The following is a 19,025-nucleotide window of genomic DNA, read 5'->3' on the forward strand; positions in this document are numbered from 1 at the left end:
ACTTTATTGCAAACTACTTTACATCGAATTTATTCAATTTTTTTATTTTTATCATTCCATTCAAACTATGGACTTATAAAAATGTTTATTGTCGAATGATGTTGTTTGACGTAAAATGACAATATACTATTTTCGATTTGAAGGAGAAGAAGATGTCCAGTATTTTTGGGATTTTGTTAGCATTAGTCGCCATAGGTGTAGGAATGGTCTTAAAAGGAGCCTCCCTTTCAGCATTAAACAACCCTGCGGCATTATTAATTATTTTTGGTGGAACCATCGCTGCCGTCATGATTGCCTTTCCTTTTAGTGAATTGAAAAAGGTCGGGAGTCTTTTTAAGATCGCATTTTTTGAGCCAAAACAACCTTCGAAGGCAGAGCAAATTTCTACATTTGTGGAATGTGCAGGAATTGCAAAAAGGGAGGGAATTCTGGCACTTGAAGAAACGGCAGCCAATACAAAGGATCCTTTCTTTAAAAAAGGACTTGAACTCATTATCGATGGCTATGATACTGAATTCATTGAAGAAGTTTTATTCGATGAACTTGGAGCCATTGAAAAGCGCCACAAAACAGGGGCGCTTATTTTCACACAAGCAGGCACCTACGCTCCGACCCTAGGGGTTCTAGGCGCTGTTGTCGGTCTGATTGCCTCGTTAGGGAATTTAAATGATGTTGAAAAACTAGGACATTCGATTTCGGCTGCATTTATTGCAACATTGCTTGGGATTTTTACCGGCTATGTACTATGGCATCCGCTTGCAAATAAATTAAAACGCATTTCGAAGCAAGAGCAAGACCTTAAAATGCTTATCTTAGAGGGATTACTTGCAATCTCTCGAGGACTTTCACCTAGTGCAATCGAAAAGAAATTATCCGCACACCTTGCACCTAAGGACCGGAAAAAATTAGGTAATTCGGCAGAGGAAAAATCCTATGAAAAATCGGCGTAGGCATTTAGAAGAAGAGCATGAAGAGCATATTGATGAATCATGGCTAATTCCATACGCAGATATTTTGACGTTATTATTAGCCCTATTTATTGTTTTGTTTGCCTCAAGTGTTGTGGATAAACAAAAATTCATGTCTATCATGGAATCTTTTAAGTCTGAACTAACAGGGACGAAAATTGAGAGTACCAATACAGGATTATCGGTAAAACCATCTGATGTGGCAAAATCGGATCAAGCCGCCAAGGAACAACAGCAGGCACCAGCGGCTGCAGAGGAACCTAAAGAAGATCAAGAGCTTTTAGATTTGAAGAGTCGAATTGAAAAATATATTGCTGATAATCAGCTCCAAGCTGATGTTTCACTGCAAGAGACGAAGCGCGGGGTTGAAATAACCTTTAAGGAAGTCATCCTTTTTGATCCGGGAAGAGCAGATCTTAAGGAAAGCTCCTATCATACCTTAGATGCCATTATAGGATTAATCAATACGGTTCCAAATCCAGTCAGTATTGAGGGACATACCGATAATGTTCCGATTCGAAGTTCAAGATATCCTTCTAACTGGGAACTCTCTTCGTCAAGAGCGGTAAGTGTTCTTCATTATTTTGAAGGAAAAAATATTGCAAGAGAACGGCTCCAATTTATCGGATACGGGGAATATAAGCCCCTTTATCCGAATGATACCGCAGAACATAAACAAGCAAACCGCAGAGTAAATATTGTTATTTTACGAAACATCTAAAGGAAGACCCAACAAGATTTTCATATTCTTGTCGGGTCTTCCTTTTCTATTTTACTGTCAGCGGTACTACCTTTTGGCCAATCGCCGCAATCAATTCTTTTGGCATTGGAAAGCTTAAAGCGGCAGGGTCCTTCATAACAGCTGGAATTGTCAATGCCAGATCTTCTTCGCTTATAGTGAACTCTTTAAAATCTGACGGCAGTCCCACTTTATGCTGCAGTAAACGAATCTTTTCCACAATTTTTATCAAACCGCCATCCGGTGTCTCATCCTTCACATCCACATCTAACGCTTGCGCTAATTCAATCACTTTCGGTAAATATAACTGTGGAACCATTTCCATCACCACTGGTAAAAAGACGGCATTGGCCAAGCCGTGCGGGATGCGGAACAAGGCACCATAAGCATGAGCTAAATTGTGAACCGGAATCGCGTTTAAGGCGAAACTAAAGGCGGTAATCCCCATGAGACTTGCTTGGAGCAAATCCATCCGGGCATCAAGATTCCCGCCATCCTCCACTGCCACAGGTAGATTTTTCTCAATCAAACGGATTGCATGGAGGGCATATGCATCCGTCAGACCTGTGGCCGTTGGCGAGACAAGTGCTTCAATCGCATGGGTTAACGCATCAAATCCAGTAAATGCTGTAATCAGCGGCGGCAGTCCGACTGTTAAATCGGGATCCAAAATGGCCATATCCGCGCTAATAAATGGATTGATGATATTTGTCTTCATTTGAATTTCTTCATTAAAAACAACGCAAATCGGGGAAACCTCTGAACCTGTTCCTGCAGTTGTTGGAATCGCAATATGCGGGATCGGCATATAGTTTGCTTTTGGGAACTGTTCGTATAATAGTCCGCCCGGAATCGCCTCTTTAATATCTGATAAGCCTTTGTGGAGGGCATATTTTACCCCTTTTACGGTATCAAGAACACTGCCGCCGCCAACTGCTAACAGGGCGTCTGCTCCAACCTCCTTGGCATAGCGAACGGCATCATTAATACATCGGCTTTCTGCGTCTTGGGCAATATCGAGATAGGTTCCAACTAATTGAGGGCCTGAGCCATTACCCGTCAGTTCAAAAATGGAGGCTATCTTTTCAACTACACCCGCTTTTTCTAAACCGCGGTCACTAAGTAAGAGCACCCGCTTTGCACCAAGACCGGCAAATAAACTTGGAACCATTGCCCGTGCATTTGAACCGCTATAAATACCCGTACGCAACATAAACTGTGATAAGGTTGTTTTCATTCGTTTCTTCACCTCATTATTAGTTTTGACCAAACAGAATTCCGTACCAATTACGTCTTTCAAGCTCAGGTGACATCGACGTGTGGACATGTTTAACCTGTGTATAAGCATCAAGAGAATGCTGCCCCATTTCACGACCGATGCCGCTTTGCTTATAGCCGCCAAACGGTGCATCACTGCGAAGCATATGCCAATCATTGATCCAAACCACACCCGCCTGAAGCTTCCGTGCAACCTCATACGCTTTATTTACATCTTTAGTCCAGACGCCTGCAGCTAAACCATATATTGTATCATTGGCCATCTGAATGGCTTCCTCTATTTCTGAATATCGGATCACACACAAGACTGGCCCGAAAATTTCCTCTTGGGCAATTTTCATATCATTCGTTACGTTTGTGAAAATAGTGGGCTCGATAAAATGACCTTCCTCGCAGCCTGGAACCTTTACTTCCTTACCACCACAGACAAGTGTTGCCCCCTCCTGTTTGCCTGCTTCAATATATGAAAGGATAGTTTCTTTTTGCTTTTTAGAAATAACAGGTCCAACATCTGTTACTGGATCAAGCGGATTCCCTAATTTTAGTTTGGAGGCTAGGGCCACTAGTCCCGCCACCACTTGATCGTAAAGCTTATCCGGAACAAAAAGCCTCGTGCCGGATTCACATAATTGGCCGGAATGGAGGAATACCCCGAATAGGCTTCCAGGCAGGGCAATGTTTAAGTCAGCATCTTCTAAAATGATATTGGGCGATTTGCCGCCAAGTTCTAGCGTCGTATTTTTAATAGTGCCGGCGGCAAGTCCCATTATTTTTCTGCCGACTTCTGTTGAACCGGTGAATGCAACCTTGTCGACCTGCGGGTGGTTTACTAATGCTTCGCCTACTTCAGCACCAGGACCAGCCACCACATTGATGACTCCTGGAGGCACTTCGGAAGAAATAATTTCTGCTAGTTTCAAAGTGGAAAGCGGTGTATAGCTGGCAGGCTTGATGACGATGGTGTTCCCCATGGCCAGTGCCGGAGCAATCTTCCAAGTTGCGATGACCATTGGTAAATTCCATGGTGTAATCGCAGCACAAACACCAATTGGCTCCCTCCAAATGAAATTATGCGCAGGGCCCGGAAATGGTGGTACTGGAAGCGTTTCTGAAAATGGATATTCTAATGTAAAGTTTGCTAAAGTCTGGAACAAATCGACCATTTGTAAAATATCGCTGTTGCCAATCCTGCGTACCGTACCACCGGAACTGATTGCCTCCAAGTATGCTAGTTCCTCAGCATGCTCGGCTATTTTATAGGAGATGGCATATAAAACCTTTGCCCGCTCCTTCGGCTTCATGCCCTTCCAGTTCCCCTGATCAAACGCCGCGCGAGCTGCCTTTACGGCACGGTCGACATCTGCCTCTGTTCCCTTCGCTACTTTTGCCACAAGCTCACCATTTGCAGGGTTATACACTTCAAATGTTTCCTGACTGCTGGCAGGCTCCCACTTTCCATTGATAAAGTGGGGAAATGTTTGCACATCTACCTTAACTGTCATCATTAAATCCTCCTCTTCTAAGCGCAATTACTTTTTTTGTGACCGAGAGACTTCGACTTTTCCTCCCTCGGGCACTATTCATTTTCTACATTACAAAACTCCTAACTCACTGTCTGTGTATCTATAAATCTCTTCGATTTTTTTGCCCTTGGCCCGCGCTAAAATTTCCATTCGGACAGAGAGTTGTTTTAGGGTAAAGTTCATGATGTCATCTGGATTTCCTCCGAATGAACTAACCTCCCTTCCCGCGATTCCCTCTTGGTTCAGCCTGATGGCTAATGGGGTTAGCTCTGCCATTTTCTCGGCAACAAAATCAAAAAGATGTGGGTGTTCACAAATCAATCGTTGTAGAAGGAAGGTGCCATAGCCAATATGTCTCGACTCATCCTTTTTTAAATGACCGACCCCTTCAAGAAGTGCTGGCATTATTCCCGCCGTTTCCAGTGCCGCATAGAAGGAAAAATACCCGGTTTCCGCCAAAACACCTTCGACGAACATGTTGTAAACCACAGATGCTTCAGCGATTGCTTCCGGTGACTGGTCAGTCACAAGTCGATTCATCGCTGCAGGGAGAATTTCATAGAATATCTTTTGATAGGTTTCCGTATGAAAGTGAGACAAATCCCCTCTCTCGCCAATAGCATTTAAAACAAGCCGGAAAAACTCTGTGTGCTTTGCTTCCTCAAATAAAAAGGTGGTTAAAAACATTTCTTCTTCCAGTCGACCTTCTTTGGCGATCGCCATAATCAATGGCAAAAGATCCAATGTAACTGCTTCCTCACCGGCTTGAAATTGTGAGATTAACCGTAAAATATCTTCCTTTTGCTCTGCATTAAGTGATTTCCAATCTTTTTGGTCCTGACTGAAATCAAGATCTGCCGGGTTCCATGTTCCGAGCCGCTTCGCTTTTTGATAGAGACGATATGGGAAGGAATCCTCAAGTAACCCTCGTTTACTCGTTGTTAAAATGGTCCTTTTTTCCATATAAATGATCCTCCTTTTTTATCATTATCGTTTGATGACAATGTCTGTTGCCGTCTTGCGCAGATGTGTTTTTAATATTTTTCCTACACCATTACGAGGAAGTCCCTCAAGAAAAATAATTCTCCTAGGTGTTTTATTCTTCGCTAAGTGTTCCTGACAATAACGGATTAATTCTTCCTCCATTACCACCACCCCTGGTTTCTGTACAACACAAGCAACCATTTCTTCCCCCATCCGTTCATCCGGAATCCCCACAACTGCTGCCTCGAAGACTCCTTCATGGGTATTTAACACTTCTTCAACATCACGTGGATACAGATTAAACCCACCGCGGATAATCAGGTCCTTTTTCCGATCGACAATATATAAATAGCCTTCATCGTCAGCTCGGGCCATATCACCGGTACATAGCCAGGAATCCTTCAACACACGACTGGATTCCTCGGGATTCTGATAATAGCCTGACGTCACATTTTCACCACGGACCAGTAGTTCGCCTACCACACCTGTCGGAACTTCCTCCCCTTCGTCATTCACAATCTTTATTTCCACCCCAGGAATCGGAACGCCAACAGATCCTGGCTTAATCTCGATTCGCTTCGTATGTGCAGTAACAACTGGTGCTGCTTCCGACAATCCGTATCCCTCTAACACCTTTGCCGCAAATTTTTGTTCAAATGCATGCAGCAAGGCAACGGGCAGCGGGGCGGAACCCGAACCAATCGATTCAAGGCTTGAGGTATCATAATGATTGGCATCTGGATAGGACAACATCGCATGGATCATCGCTGGTACAGCCGAAAATGTTCTCACTTGGTAGGTCTCAATTGCCTTAAAAACCTCTTTTACATCAAAGCTGGAAAAAACAACGATAGCGCTTCCAGTGATAAAACAAATATTGGATACGGTAAGACCATAAACATGGGCGAGCGGCAGCACACCCAGGGTTGTCCCCCGTTCCGTCTCATTATGCTGTGCGGAATTTTTGGCATTGGAAAAAAGGTTTTTATGTGTTAATAGAACCCCTTTTGGCTTTCCAGTCGTTCCGGAAGTATACAGGATAACTGCTGTGTCTTCAGCGTTGACACCATCGTCCAAGATATCAGCGTTTTCAACCATCACATCGTAAAAGTGAAGGGTGTTCTCGTTTGTCGGTTGATCCACAACAATTATCGCTGGCCTTATAGGTATTCCTTCTAGTGATTTTTCAACATTCTGTAGGGCATATGATGTGGTGATGATAGCTTTTACACCGGAATTGAGGATAATATAATGAAGTTCTTTGGGATGAAGGGTAAACATAACCGGAACGATAATCGCCCCTGCTCTCGTAATTCCTTGGTAGGCAAAAAGGACTTCGGGACAATTAGGCATACAGACCATCACCCTGTCACCTTTTGCAATCCCCACCTTTCTCAAACCGCCGGCAAATTGATCGGCAACCTTTTTCGTTTCCACATTCGTATACGTCTTTTCTTTGAAAAAGAGTAGCGGATACTCACCAAATTCTGCGATATTCGTTTCAAGTAGATACTTCAGCTTCATAAAATCCACTCCTTCATATAGATAAAGAATACTAGCGTGCCATTATTTGGCATGATAAAGCATCAATGAATCTCTTTTTTCAAAGCAGACTAGTTGTCGTTGTTCTAGTAAATCCAAATGCCCTTGTATTTGCGATAGCCCCAAAAATACTGTCTTCCCCTGCAAATGCGGATACATTTTTCCACAAATCTCGAAAATAGACATTTCCCCATTTGCAAGGAGTTGCAGAATCTGATCACAGCGCCTTTCTTGTTCTAGAAATCTTTTATGAATCAATGACAAATGATCACCAAAGGGCTCCCCGTGGCCGGGGTAGATGTTCTTCAATGGCAATTTGCTCACTTTTTCAAGGGACCCGCGGTATTGTAGTAACGGCTTGGGTCGATCAGTCTGCCCTTGTGGGGGCGGTTCAATAAAGGCATTGACAGAAAATGCCTTTAAAAGGTGATCCCCTGCAATCGCATCCCCGGTTTCACGATTCCACAGTAAAATATCACATTGGCTATGACCCGGAACATGCACGACCTCAAACCCTACTCCACCAATGGGAAGAACGTCACCTTCTTTTACAAACGAAACATTTCGCCATTTTTCTTCCATGTAGCGACGCTTGATAATATGCTTTGCTGGATCCGCACCACATTCCTTTAAAAATTGCTGAAAAAATTGCTGCTCTCTTTCAAACTGGTGGATTCCGGCATTAATGGAACCCCGTGCTTGTTCATGGACAAAAATAGGGACATCCGTTTCATGCTGTAAGTGTGAAATAGCTCCAGCATGGTCAATGTGAATATGGGTAAGGACTATTTTGTCTAGATCATTAACCGTAACGTCGTTTATATGTAATTTTTCCTTAAGCTGTTGAAAGGATTCCTTGCCAGGGTTACCTGTATCGACTAAGGTAACGGATTCGCCCATCACTAAAAAAGCGTTCACGGTGCCTTCAGCAAAGTGTGTTTCTAATTCAAGGGGAACAATTCTAAACAAAATACGGCCCCTCCTTTCTAAAAAAAACGTTTTACTAAATGAATGACCAGTCCACTTAAAAACTATATTTCTAGCAAGCTAGGATTATGAATGGTTGTTTTCATTAATTTTGATATATTTATGCCCCCTTGTGGTGATCACGATTTGAAGGTTTCGTAAATTTCTACAAGGGGGTTAGGAAAACAAAACGCTACTATTTAGTTACTTTAATTGGTACTACCTTTCCATCTTCAATCGCTGCCACTTCTATCTCACCATCGAAGCCGCCACCAGTAAACTTATCAAATTGATAAATTTTCACATTTTCAGGTATATTACTTACTCCATCCTGCATTTTAGCTTGAATTTTTGCAGCATCGTCTACTGATCCTGCTGCTTTCATTGCTTCAACGAAAATATACATGGCAATATAATTTAAGCCTGCTTCTGATCCAGGGCTCTCGCCATATTTTTCTTTATACTTTTTCGCAAAATCAGGAATGGCTGGGCTGCTGGATTCAATTAGAGGCATAACACCAATTGCCCCGTTCAATAAATCATATGAACCCGTAACGGCTTTCATCTCATCAAGCTTTGCTTGGTCCATAACAATGAAACCGCCTTTAAATCCAAGTTCACGTGCTTGTTTTGCTACTTTTGCAGTTGGTTCTGAGGCGCCGCCGATAAATAACACATCCGGCTTTTCTTTTAAGGCATTGGTAACGATTGTGAAGAAATCTGTCTCTTTGGCAAAGTCGATGGAAGAATTGTAGACAACCTTACCACCTTCCTTTTCCCAGTGCGCTTTTAGTTTGTCAGACCAATCCTTACCATATTGCGAAGAGGTTGGTAGAAAGGCAATTTTCTTTCCGAACATCTCCATTTCATAGTCTGTAAATGGCTTCAAATACCCATCATAACGAGGAGGAATTCGAACGGTTAAGTCATTCCCAACCTCCGAAACCTTTGGTTCACTCGTATAGGCACCTATCAGAAATTTATCCTGTTGATTGAACACCTGCAAGGCGAAAACACCGCCCGAGTGTGGTGTGAAAATAATGGGGGTTTTATTTTCCTGAATGAGTCTCTTTGCATTAGCCCCGGCCTCGTTCGGTAAATATTTATCGTCCAATGAAACGATATTTAGTTTGAATTTTTTTCCGCCAACTTCAAACCCGCCTTCACCGTTAATCTCCTCCGCAGCCATCTTAACACCATTTAACGTACGCTCACCGTAAAATGCAGCTGGCCCGCTTAATGGCCCGGTGTATCCAATGTTCACTGTCCCGGCTTCTTCCGTTTTACTCTCCCCGCCGCTTGCGGCAGGCTTCGTGTTAGCAGGTTTTTTCTCTGTACTGTTACATGCTGCCAAACTGAAAATAATAACAAAGATCAAACTCAACATTAAAAGAGACTTCATTCTTTTCATTCATTTTCCCCCTTAATCATTTTTCCAATTTTCAGACATAATAAGTAATGAGAGATCCGCTACTTATCACCCCCCTTAAGCTGGTGATTCGTACCTAATTACGCACCAATATAGGCCTTTCTGACTTCATCATTAGCAAATAACTCCTTCGATGTTCCTTCAAGAACAATCGAACCATTTTCAAAAACATAGCCTTTATCCGCGATTTTTAGGGCGGCATTGGCATTTTGTTCTGCTAGCAGGATGGTCGTTCCCTCCCGATTAATTTTTTGGATGACCGCAAACATTTGCTCCACAATTAAGGGGGCAAGGCCTACTGATGGTTCATCAAGCAGCATCAGTTTGGGCTTAGACATTAATGCCCTGCCTATAGCGAGCATTTGCTGCTGCCCGCCACTAAGGGAACCTGCGGCATCATTTCGCTTTTCGTTTAAAATCGGAAATAATTCATAAACATGGTCAAGAATATGTTTGATTTCATCCTTCTTCCGGCGCAGAACGTAGGCACCCATTCTAAGGTTTTCCTGAACAGACATAGCCGGGAAAAGTTTTCTTCCTTCCGGGCATTGACCAATGCCCAAGTGGACAATTTGATCCGCTGATCTTCTATTTATCTTCTTCCCTTCAAAGTGGATTTCACCGATGGAGGGCTTGCTTAAACCACTTATCGACCGGAAGATTGTGCTTTTTCCAGCACCATTGGACCCTAATAAGACAACGATCTCCCCTTGGTTTACCTCAACATTCACATCGTGGACAGCTGTAAAACTTCCGTACTTGACAGAGACATTTTTTAGACTAAGCAATGGCACTCCCTCCCAAATACGCCTTAATAACCGTTTCATTATTTTGAATTTCTTCCGGTCTTCCTTCCGCAATCTTTTCGCCGTAGTTTAGCACCATAATTTTATCGGCTATTTTCATAATCATTTGCATTTTGTGTTCGATTAAACAAACGGTGATCCCTTTATCCACCATCTTGTTCATTAATTCTGCCAACCCATCTGTTTCATCAGGGTTCACGCCCGCTGCCGGTTCATCAAGGAAGACAATTTCCGGGTCAGTAGCAAGGGCCAATGCAAAGGCAGTTCGTTTTTTCTCTTCCTGCGTTAAACTGCCGACCAGTTTTTCTGCTACCTTGTTTAATTCAACAAATTCGAGAACCTCCATCGCTTTTTCCCGGCACTCTGCTTCTTCTCTTTTCAGCCGAGGTGTGCGAAAGATCGCATCCACCAGATTAGATCTTGTCCGCAATCGATGCCCGACAATAACATTGTCCAAGACCGTCGATTGCTCAAATAAATTGGTGGTTTGAAATGTCCGCGCCACACCCAGCACGGCTATTTTATTGGAAGGTAACGTGGAAATATCCTGTCCTTTAAAAATCACCTGACCAGAACTTGGACGATGAAATCCGCTTATTAAGTTAAAAAACGTAGATTTTCCGGCACCATTTGGGCCAATGATCGCATTGATTTTTCCTTGTTCGATAGAAAAATCAACATTGTTTACCGCTACTAATCCGCCAAATCTTTTCGTTAAATTCCTTGTTTCCAAAAAATTCATCCTAACCCTCCTTTACTTTCTTGTCGGGAACGATTTCACTTTCGATAAATGGTTCTCCCTTTATACGAGTCCGATTATTTGATTGCCGCTGTTCTTTTTTACCAATGCGTTTGGTATTCCAGGCTGAAACCGCGCCCACAAGTCCTCGTGGATAAAAAATAACCAGTAAGGTTAACACCGGGCCAAAAATAAGCATTCTGTTTTCCTGAAAATCCTGCAGGTATTGTGAAAGCCACACGATGAGTAGCGTGCCAACCAGCGGACCGCTAAGTGTACCGATCCCGCCAACTAGTAAATAGGTTAATAAATCAAAAGTAATCGAAATAGAGCCAATATCTGGGCCGATAAAACGAACAAATGATGCATATAGGGCCCCTGCTAGACCGGCAAAAAGGGTGGATAAAACAAATACCGTTAATTTGTTTTGCATGGTTGAGATGCCAATGGTCTGCGCTAACTCCTCACTATTACGAATCGCAATATAGGTTCTGCCGGATAGTGAGTGGACAATTCGATACATGATCAGAACGACAAGGACTAAGAAAAACAGGACAAGATAGTAATGGGAAACCTCTGTTTCAAATTGGATGGGGCCAATTCCTGCCGGTGCCGGTATTCCAATCAGCCCACGAACCCCCTCTGTTAGGCCTTCCCATTTATCGATGACGAGATAGATAATGTAGCCTAGGCATAAGGTATAAATAGCGAAAAAGTGTTCTTTCGTCCGTAACGCAATTAGTCCTACCAGAAGCCCGATTAAACCGGTAATGACCAATGATAAAAGGAAGGCAAGCCAGAAATTCATCTGAGCTTTTACCGTTAAGATCCCTAATGCATAGGCGCCAATTGCAAAAAAGCCGGCATGCGCCAAAGAAAGGTAGCCTGTATAGCCTGCAAGTAAATTTAGGCCATAGACACCAATCATCCAAATAAAGGAACTCGTCATAATGTGAATCAGATAATTGTTCTCCGTGAGTAGCGGGAAGACAACCGCGAATAGGATTAACGCAATAATGATATTTCGTTTGTTAACTACCTTTCCCATCAATGACCCCCCTTTGAAAAAAGGCCAGTTGGTTTCACCGTTAGAATGATGACTAGGAGGACGAAGGCAATAATGTCCTTGTAGTCGTTAGAAATGTAGGTTGCACCCAAGCTCTCACTGAAACCTAAAATATAGCCGCCAACGATTGCCCCAGGGATACTTCCCATTCCCCCGAGAATTATAATGACAAATGCCTTAAGGATGACAAGCTGTCCCATCCCGGGGAATACGAGATTAATAGGTGCTGAAAGGGAAGCGGCAATTGCAGCAAGACCGCCTGAGATCATAAAAGTGAGCATGGCCACCTTGTTCGTATTAATACCGACTAGGTTGGCTCCTTCACGATTTTGTGACATCGCAATGATCGTGGCACCTGTGAATGTTTTTTTTAAGAATAAATAGAGGAGAATCATCACGACGAGTGCCGCTACAACGATAAGGATTCGCTGCATGGTAAACGTCAATCCCATGATTTGAACAACCTGCCCGTATGGTGTGGGCATGCTTTGGTATTCAGCTCCCCAAAACACTTGGGCGAAAGCTTCCAAAAACAAGAGAATTCCAATGGCTGCTATTTTATCATGGATGGGCGGAGCCTCTCTAAGCGGATGAAAGACAAACCTTTCCATTAAAACCCCGATCAGTCCAACAATCATGATCGATACGAAAATGGCGAGCCAATAATGGAGCCCGAATTTAGTCATCATTGTTAAGGTGACGTATCCACCCATCATGTATAACGCCCCATGGGCAAAATTCGGGATGTGGAGGATACCATAAACGAGCGTTAAGCCTAACGCAACAAGCGCGTAAACGCTTCCAATTGTTAGACCGTTAAATAGCTGCTGGATCAAAATTTCCATAGCGGCCCCCTTTTTATGGTCATTATCGGTATTGAAAAAATAGGTTACTAGCTTTATAACTTTTTTCTGAGGAGCTTTTTATTCTGCGCCAGCCCCTCAGTTTTTTTCATTAGATTACCGTAAGGCCTTTTCCTTTTCCTCTTCTTGTAAGGTACGCCATAAAATCTTCCCGCTTGATGTCATAGGGAATTGTTTTCTAAATTCAATCTGCCTTGGGTATTTATACGCGGCCATATGTTGTTTGGACCATTCGATAATTTCCTCTGGGCTGATTTTTCCTTCAAAGCCATCATTTACTATCACAAATGCTTTAACGGTCTCACCTCTACGTTCATCTGGTACGCCGACAACACAGGCCTGTTGGATGGCCGGATGCTTATAAAGATAGGACTCTACTTCCGTCGGCCACACTTTATAACCTGAGGCATTGATCATCCGTTTCACACGATCAACCATGAAGAAATATCCATCCTCATCATACCGGCCAATATCACCTGTTCGGAAAAACTTTTTCCCTTCCAGTTCAATAAAAGAACCTCGATTTTCATCATCGCGGTTGTAATAACCGACCATCACCTGTGGGCCGTTCACAATGATTTCACCAACTTCCCCAACACCAAGTTCTTTACCTGTTGCTGGTTCAATGATTCTCGCATCGACATCAAATGACGGGATCCCCAAGCACTGCATCTTCGGCCGGTCAACTGGATTGAAATGTGTCTGGGCAATGGTTTCTGACAATCCATAGCCTTCTACAAACCGCAATCCTGATAGCTTGAATAATTTTTCGCCAACGGCTTCTGGTAAGGCTGCGCCCCCACCGGATATGGCAGTTAACGAGGATATATCGTCTTTTTTCAGATTTGGATTGGCAAGGAAATCAACAATCATGGTGGCAATGGTCACCCAGTGGGTACAACCCAAGGTTTTAATTAATTCCACTGCTGTATCTCTATTCCATCGCGTCATGATGACGATGGTCCCTCCGCTAAAGATCGGCATATGCATACTATGGACCATTCCTGTCACATGGAAGAGCGGGAGCGACATTAAATGAATGGAATTCGTTGAAATGGGTGTCCAATGATAGGCGCCCACCGTGTTTGCATTAATCGTCCTGTTTGTGTGCATACAACCTTTTGGAAGCCCCGTTGTTCCTGATGTATAGGGAAGGCAAACAATGTCATCACCCTTTGATGTATGTTCAGATGGCTTCAAGTTCGCCTGAATGGCCTCACTCCAAAGATAATGTCCCACCTCCGTGAAATGAACTCTTTCGGCTTCTACCTCCTTAGGAAGAATACCTTCAAAACCATTTCCCACATAATCTGAATAGGCTGTGATAACCATGTTTTCCAATGAGGTTTTCCCCAACAATGGACGAATTTGGGTATATAATTCTTGGCCAGCTATTGCCGTCTTAATTTCACAATCGCGCACGTAAAACTCCAATTCATCGGCGCCCAGCATCGGGTTAATGGGGACCACCACGGCGTTGGCTCGCACAATCGCGTAATAGCCAATCACAAATTGCGGGGAGTTCTGCATGAAAAGTAACACCTTTTCACCTGTCTGAACGCCTAATTTATGCTGCAAATATCCAGCCATTGCATTTACTTCCGCATCTAGCTGTTCGTAGGTTAATTTGTTCCCATAATAAAAGATGGCATCTTGATCCGGATAACGAGTTGCACTAACTTTGAGGTTGTCATAAAGAGAAGTAGAAGGAACCTTAAGGGATTTAGAGATTTTCGGCCAATAATCATAATGCAAAGTTAACACAGACATCGCTCCTTTTATAATAAAGTGGTAAATAGGGCCTTTTTATGGTGCCTGTCACCCTTCCCCCTCTTTGCAGCTTATTTACGCTGTGATAGCAGTTATTGGTGTCAGGCACCCAAATTATTCGCGTTCTAGGATGGTGGCGATTCCCTGCCCGCCGCCGATGCATGCGGTAATGAGGGCATATTTTCCGCCGCTCCGCTTTAGCTCATAGACTGCTTTGGTGGCAAGAATTGCCCCCGTTGCGCCTAGTGGGTGTCCATGAGCAATGGCACCACCGTTAACGTTTACTTTGCCGAGATCCATCTCAAGTTCACGATTACAAGCAAGCACCTGGGCGGCAAAAGCCTCATTGATTTCTATGAGATCCATCTCTCCTAGGGATAGACCGGATTTTTCCAGTACTTTGCGAACGGCAGGTACCGGACCAATTCCCATAATGTTCGGGTCCACACCGGCAACGGCGTATTGACGAATTACCGCCAATGGGGTGAGATTTAATTCTTCCGCTTTCTCTCTTGACATAATCACCAGCGCCGAAGCAGCATCATTTAGTCCCGAACTGCTGCCTGCTGTAACTGTTCCATTCTTTAGAAACGCCGGTGGCAGCTTTGAAAGTGCTTCGAGAGTCGTCTGCGGCCTAGGATGCTCATCCGTTTTAAAAACAACCGGCTCCCCTTTTCTAACAGGGATGGTGATTGGGACGATTTGTTCATCGAAACGCCCCTCTTCCATTGCTACGGCCATGCGTTGTTGGCTCCGTAGTGCAAATTCATCTTGTTCTGCTCTTGTAATCTGATATTTTTCCGCGAGATTTTCAGCTGTTATTCCCATTGGTGGGTCGCCAATTTCTTTTGGCGACAGTTGAGATTTTCTAAAGCTGGGTGGCATTGGACTATACGGTTTTTCAGGGCGGTCCATTAAATACGGAGCCCGGCTCATGCTTTCTGTCCCTCCGGCGATAAAAATATCACCATCTCCTGCCCGAATCGCCTGGGCTGCTAAATTGATTGCATTAATTCCGGAACCGCACTGTCTGTCGACTGTTAATCCTGGTAAGTCTAGTGATAGCCCTGTCTGTAATGCTGTTAATCTAGCAATGTTGCCTCCGCCGGATAAGACATTTCCAAAAATGACATCATCAATCATTTCCGGTTTACTATTCGCCCGTCTCACGGCTTCTTTGATTACCTCTGCTCCCAATATGTGTGCTGGGACACTCGCAAGGGCTCCCCCCTGCCTGCCAATAGCTGTTCTAACAGCTGAAACGATTACAGCATCTCTTTTCATTACGCCGGATCCCTCCTGGTAAAATTGATGAATCTACATCGCATGTGCCCCGCCATCGACAACGACCACATCCCCGGTCACGAAGTCTGATGCGGGCGATGCTAGAAATAAGGCAACCCCTTTAAGATCCGTATCCGAGCCAAACTTTCGCAATGGCGTCCCTTCAAGGATCGCCTCACCACCCTGATCGAGCAACCCTTTAGACATTTTTGTCGGGAAAAAGCCCGGGGCGATTGCATTCACATAAATTCCTTCCGGGCCCCATTTCACAGCTAAATCCTTAGTAAAAGTGATAACCGCACCTTTGCTAGAGTTATAGCCAATAGCATTCATATATTTAGGATTGCTGCCTTTTAATCCGGCAACCGAGGCAATATTGATGATTTTTCCTGACTTTTGTTCAAGCATCACTTTTCCAGCCGCTTGGGACATTAAAAAGGTGCCTGTTACATTCACATTCATGACCTTTTGCCATGCCGCAAGCGGCATTTCCTCAACAGGAGCCCCCCAAGAAGCCCCACTGTTATTAACGAGGATATCGATCCGTCCGAACTTCTCCATCGTCCGTTCAACGACATTTATTACGTCCTCCGGATTGGTGACATCACATTTTAGGGCAAGACTCTCAACCCCAAGCTTTTTCAAGCCTTCACTAACTTCTTCGCAGGCTTCAACATGCCTTGAACAGACCACCACGTTCGCCCCCGCTTCAGCAAAGCCTTCGGCGATTTGCTGTCCGAGGCCCCTGCCTCCACCTGTTACTATCGCAACTTTACCGGTTAAATCAAACAGCTGTTTCACATGCATGAATCATTCCCCCTATTTAGAAAAGCGTAGGCGCCCTGGTCAGCGGCGTTTCTTATATTTAAAGAAATTTAACGGTATTTCTTAAGTTCCTGTCTAGCGACCGCTCTGCGATGAACCTCATCCGGTCCGTCCGCCAACCTTAAAGTACGTATATTCGCCCAGCTTGCCGCAAGTGGTGTATCCTCGCTGACACCTGCAGCTCCAAAGGCTTGAATCGCCCGATCAATTACCTTTAAGGCCATATTTGGGGCAACTACTTTAATCATCGCAATCTCCGCCTTCGCCTCTTTATTTCCAACGGTATCCATCATGTACGCAGCTTTCAGCGTGAGCAACCTGGCCTGTTCGATTTCAATGCGCGAATCGGCAATCCATTCCTGAATCACACCCTGCTCAGAAAGCTTTTTCCTAAAGGCCGTTCGGCTCTGTACACGCTTACATAATTCTTCCAATGCCCGTTCGGCTGCACCAATTGATCGCATGCAGTGATGGATTCTTCCCGGCCCTAATCGACCCTGGGCGATGGCAAAGCCTTTCCCTTCACCCCATAGCATATTGGCAGCAGGTACCCGGACATTGTTATATTCAATTTCGGCATGGCCATGCGGGGCATGATCATAACCGAAAACAGGTAAAATTCTCTTCATCGTTACCCCCGGAGCATCAAGCGGGACAAGAATCATCGATTGCTGTTCATGGGTTGGAGCGTCTGGATCATTTTTCCCCATCACAATCGCAATTTTACAGCGTGGGTCTCCTGCACCTGATGACCACCATTTCGTTCCATTAATGACATATTCGTCCCCATCTCGGATAATACTAGCCTGAATATTCGTTGCATCCGATGACGCCACATCCGGCTCCGTCATCGAAAAACATGAACGAATCTCCCCGTCTAATAAAGGCTTAAGCCATTTTTCCTTTTGTTCTTCAGTTCCGTAGCGGACGAGGACTTCCATATTCCCGGTGTCAGGGGCAGCGCAATTGAATACCTCTGGAGCAATCGCTGACCGGCCCATAATTTCACAAAGCGGCGCATATTCTGTATTAGTCAAGCCGGCCCCATATTCACTTTCTGGTAAAAACAAATTCCATAGCCCCGCTTGTTTTGCCTTATCTTTTAATTCCTCCATGATTGGCGGAATCTTGGAAAACGGATCTTTTTTATCAATTTGTTCTTCATAAAGCTTTTCATTTGGATAAATATACTCATCCATAAATACTGTTAGTCTTTTTTGTAACTCGATTACCTTGTCAGAATAGCTGAAATTCACCTTAACTCCTCCTTCTTCATTCTTTAAGCAGAGCCCTGCCCCGGCCTTACAAAAATAAACCCAGCAGCAAAAGGATACCTTATTGGTGCTGGGACAATTTTGTAATGTCATCATTCATTCATTAATATTGTTGAAACACAACCTCACCCTGCAAAACATCTTTCCCTTGTTGGTTAACAGCTTGGACAGCAAAGCGCAGCGTCTTTTCCTGCTTTTCCTTGACTGTTGCTTTGAGTGTAATCACATCGTTTAAAAACACCATTCCTTTAAAACGGATCGAGTAATCGCGAACAAACCCTTCCTCATAAAAGGAAGTGAACAGTTTCGCCAAATTGCCCATTGTCCACATCCCATGGGCAATGATTCCTGGTAAACCTGCCTTTTTAGCCTCTTCGTCAATCGTATGAATCGGGTTAAAATCCCCTGAAGCACCGGAATATTTAATGAGGTCCATCCTTGAAACAGGCGCCAGTTGAATTTCATTTACTGCTTCACCAACCTGTAATTCTAAAAGTGTACTCATTTCACCAACACCTTCCTCACAGCTTCCGATATGACAACCGTCGAGGTTGAACTAAAAATGGTATTCCCAGTCAAATCTTCACCAAAGCTCTCAAGTACGAGGAATCCCATCTCGCCAAAATTCCCTTTTTTCTCAAAATATTTTTTCACAATCGAATAGCAGTAAATTTCTTCCCCAACCAATAATGGCCGGACATAGTGAAAGGTTTGCTCCCCATGAATCAAGCCTTTATTTGGTAGATTTAATCCTTCAATGACCCCATAATCAAATACCCTCGGGAAGGTTGGCGGGGCAATATTGTTTTTATATCTGGAACGTCTGCCAGTTTCCTCATCAACATAGATAGGGTGAGGGTCGCCAATGGCTACTGCAAAGTTCTTAACAGCCCCTCTTTCAACGACATTCTTAACTTTGTTTGAAATCTTGCCTATCTGGTCTTTAAACAATTCAACTCCACCTCACAA

General features: G+C 43.9%; 18 protein-coding genes. 2 read left to right on the forward strand and 16 right to left on the reverse strand.

The genetic code is table 11. The features are described 5' to 3' along the window. Positions 1-152: 152 nt before the first annotated feature. Both motA and G6554_RS18435 read left to right on the forward strand, forming a co-directional pair. Entirely contained in the window at positions 153-950 is a 798-nt protein-coding gene (gene motA, locus G6554_RS18430; protein WP_166244512.1) for a flagellar motor stator protein MotA, read from the forward strand. Beyond that, entirely contained in the window at positions 934-1,689 is a 756-nt protein-coding gene (locus G6554_RS18435) for a flagellar motor protein MotB (protein ID WP_166244514.1), read from the forward strand. The genes motA and G6554_RS18435 overlap by 17 nt, the downstream gene beginning before the upstream one ends. 46 nt (positions 1,690-1,735) lie before the next feature. Here G6554_RS18435 and G6554_RS18440 read toward each other — a convergent pair whose 3' ends face one another. The 16 genes from G6554_RS18440 to G6554_RS18515 form a co-directional block, all read right to left on the reverse strand. Beyond that, positions 1,736-2,944 carry an iron-containing alcohol dehydrogenase gene (locus G6554_RS18440; protein WP_166244516.1) on the reverse strand — a complete coding sequence of 403 codons (1,209 nt, stop codon included), beginning with the start codon at positions 2,942-2,944 and terminating at the stop codon, positions 1,736-1,738. Between the two features lie 19 nt (positions 2,945-2,963). Further along, on the reverse strand, positions 2,964-4,487 hold the full coding sequence (locus G6554_RS18445) for an aldehyde dehydrogenase family protein (RefSeq protein ID WP_166244606.1): 1,524 nt from the start codon (positions 4,485-4,487) through the stop codon (positions 2,964-2,966). Between the two features lie 90 nt (positions 4,488-4,577). After that, positions 4,578-5,471, reverse strand: coding sequence for a R2-like ligand-binding oxidase (locus G6554_RS18450; protein WP_166244518.1), 894 nt, complete (start codon positions 5,469-5,471; stop codon positions 4,578-4,580). 24 nt (positions 5,472-5,495) lie between these two features. Beyond that, a complete protein-coding gene (locus tag G6554_RS18455) occupies positions 5,496-7,016 on the reverse strand; it encodes a long-chain-fatty-acid--CoA ligase (RefSeq protein ID WP_166244520.1) in 1,521 nt (506 codons plus the stop codon). Positions 7,017-7,058: 42 nt separating this feature from the next. Then, the gene (locus tag G6554_RS18460) at positions 7,059-8,003 is read right to left on the reverse strand and encodes an MBL fold metallo-hydrolase (protein WP_166244522.1); all 945 of its coding nucleotides are present in this window, start codon (positions 8,001-8,003) and stop codon (positions 7,059-7,061) included. A gap of 193 nt (positions 8,004-8,196) precedes the next feature. Continuing rightward, positions 8,197-9,411 (reverse strand): ABC transporter substrate-binding protein, encoded by a 1,215-nt coding sequence (locus tag G6554_RS18465; protein WP_166244525.1) that lies wholly within the window; start codon positions 9,409-9,411, stop codon positions 8,197-8,199. Positions 9,412-9,509: 98 nt separating this feature from the next. Next, on the reverse strand, positions 9,510-10,217 hold the full coding sequence (locus G6554_RS18470) for an ABC transporter ATP-binding protein (protein ID WP_166244527.1): 708 nt from the start codon (positions 10,215-10,217) through the stop codon (positions 9,510-9,512). Beyond that, on the reverse strand, positions 10,210-10,977 hold the full coding sequence (locus G6554_RS18475) for an ABC transporter ATP-binding protein (protein WP_166244529.1): 768 nt from the start codon (positions 10,975-10,977) through the stop codon (positions 10,210-10,212). The genes G6554_RS18470 and G6554_RS18475 overlap by 8 nt, the downstream gene beginning before the upstream one ends. A 1-nt stretch (position 10,978) precedes the next feature. Then, a complete protein-coding gene (locus tag G6554_RS18480) occupies positions 10,979-12,022 on the reverse strand; it encodes a branched-chain amino acid ABC transporter permease (RefSeq protein WP_166244531.1) in 1,044 nt (347 codons plus the stop codon). After that, positions 12,022-12,885: a branched-chain amino acid ABC transporter permease gene (locus G6554_RS18485; RefSeq protein ID WP_166244533.1), complete on the reverse strand. Its 864-nt coding sequence runs from the start codon at positions 12,883-12,885 to the stop codon at positions 12,022-12,024. The genes G6554_RS18480 and G6554_RS18485 overlap by 1 nt, the downstream gene beginning before the upstream one ends. Positions 12,886-12,999: 114 nt before the next feature. Further along, positions 13,000-14,673: a long-chain fatty acid--CoA ligase gene (locus tag G6554_RS18490; RefSeq protein WP_207627682.1), complete on the reverse strand. Its 1,674-nt coding sequence runs from the start codon at positions 14,671-14,673 to the stop codon at positions 13,000-13,002. 114 nt (positions 14,674-14,787) lie between these two features. Beyond that, positions 14,788-15,957 (reverse strand): thiolase family protein, encoded by a 1,170-nt coding sequence (locus G6554_RS18495; RefSeq protein WP_166244537.1) that lies wholly within the window; start codon positions 15,955-15,957, stop codon positions 14,788-14,790. Positions 15,958-15,990: 33 nt separating this feature from the next. After that, positions 15,991-16,764 carry an SDR family oxidoreductase gene (locus G6554_RS18500; protein WP_166244539.1) on the reverse strand — a complete coding sequence of 258 codons (774 nt, stop codon included), beginning with the start codon at positions 16,762-16,764 and terminating at the stop codon, positions 15,991-15,993. Between the two features lie 68 nt (positions 16,765-16,832). Continuing rightward, positions 16,833-18,038: an acyl-CoA dehydrogenase family protein gene (locus tag G6554_RS18505; RefSeq protein WP_166244541.1), complete on the reverse strand. Its 1,206-nt coding sequence runs from the start codon at positions 18,036-18,038 to the stop codon at positions 16,833-16,835. 121 nt (positions 18,039-18,159) lie between these two features. Next, positions 18,160-18,561 (reverse strand): MaoC family dehydratase, encoded by a 402-nt coding sequence (locus G6554_RS18510; protein WP_166244543.1) that lies wholly within the window; start codon positions 18,559-18,561, stop codon positions 18,160-18,162. Beyond that, positions 18,558-19,007 carry a MaoC family dehydratase N-terminal domain-containing protein gene (locus G6554_RS18515; RefSeq protein ID WP_166244545.1) on the reverse strand — a complete coding sequence of 150 codons (450 nt, stop codon included), beginning with the start codon at positions 19,005-19,007 and terminating at the stop codon, positions 18,558-18,560. The genes G6554_RS18510 and G6554_RS18515 overlap by 4 nt, the downstream gene beginning before the upstream one ends. Between the last annotated feature and the right edge of the window lie 18 nt (positions 19,008-19,025).

Source organism: Bacillus sp. MM2020_4 (assembly GCF_011250555.1).
Lineage (GTDB): Bacteria > Bacillota > Bacilli > Bacillales > Cytobacillaceae > Neobacillus.

Bases quoted from the DNA above. Each gene is read 5' to 3' on its own strand.
- G6554_RS18475 (WP_166244529.1), bottom strand. From the start codon at position 10,977: ATGAATTTTTTGGAAACAAGGAATTTAACGAAAAGATTTGGCGGATTA.
- G6554_RS18510 (WP_166244543.1), bottom strand. From the start codon at position 18,561: ATGAGTACACTTTTAGAATTACAGGTTGGTGAAGCAGTAAATGAAATT.
- G6554_RS18500 (WP_166244539.1), bottom strand. From the start codon at position 16,764: ATGCATGTGAAACAGCTGTTTGATTTAACCGGTAAAGTTGCGATAGTA.
- G6554_RS18455 (WP_166244520.1), bottom strand. From the start codon at position 7,016: ATGAAGCTGAAGTATCTACTTGAAACGAATATCGCAGAATTTGGTGAG.
- G6554_RS18465 (WP_166244525.1), bottom strand. From the start codon at position 9,411: ATGAAAAGAATGAAGTCTCTTTTAATGTTGAGTTTGATCTTTGTTATT.
- G6554_RS18480 (WP_166244531.1), bottom strand. From the start codon at position 12,022: ATGGGAAAGGTAGTTAACAAACGAAATATCATTATTGCGTTAATCCTA.
- G6554_RS18450 (WP_166244518.1), bottom strand. From the start codon at position 5,471: ATGGAAAAAAGGACCATTTTAACAACGAGTAAACGAGGGTTACTTGAG.
- motA (WP_166244512.1), top strand. From the start codon at position 153: ATGTCCAGTATTTTTGGGATTTTGTTAGCATTAGTCGCCATAGGTGTA.
- G6554_RS18445 (WP_166244606.1), bottom strand. From the start codon at position 4,487: ATGACAGTTAAGGTAGATGTGCAAACATTTCCCCACTTTATCAATGGA.
- G6554_RS18485 (WP_166244533.1), bottom strand. From the start codon at position 12,885: ATGGAAATTTTGATCCAGCAGCTATTTAACGGTCTAACAATTGGAAGC.
- G6554_RS18495 (WP_166244537.1), bottom strand. From the start codon at position 15,957: ATGAAAAGAGATGCTGTAATCGTTTCAGCTGTTAGAACAGCTATTGGC.
- G6554_RS18435 (WP_166244514.1), top strand. From the start codon at position 934: ATGAAAAATCGGCGTAGGCATTTAGAAGAAGAGCATGAAGAGCATATT.
- G6554_RS18490 (WP_207627682.1), bottom strand. From the start codon at position 14,673: ATGTCTGTGTTAACTTTGCATTATGATTATTGGCCGAAAATCTCTAAA.
- G6554_RS18440 (WP_166244516.1), bottom strand. From the start codon at position 2,944: ATGAAAACAACCTTATCACAGTTTATGTTGCGTACGGGTATTTATAGC.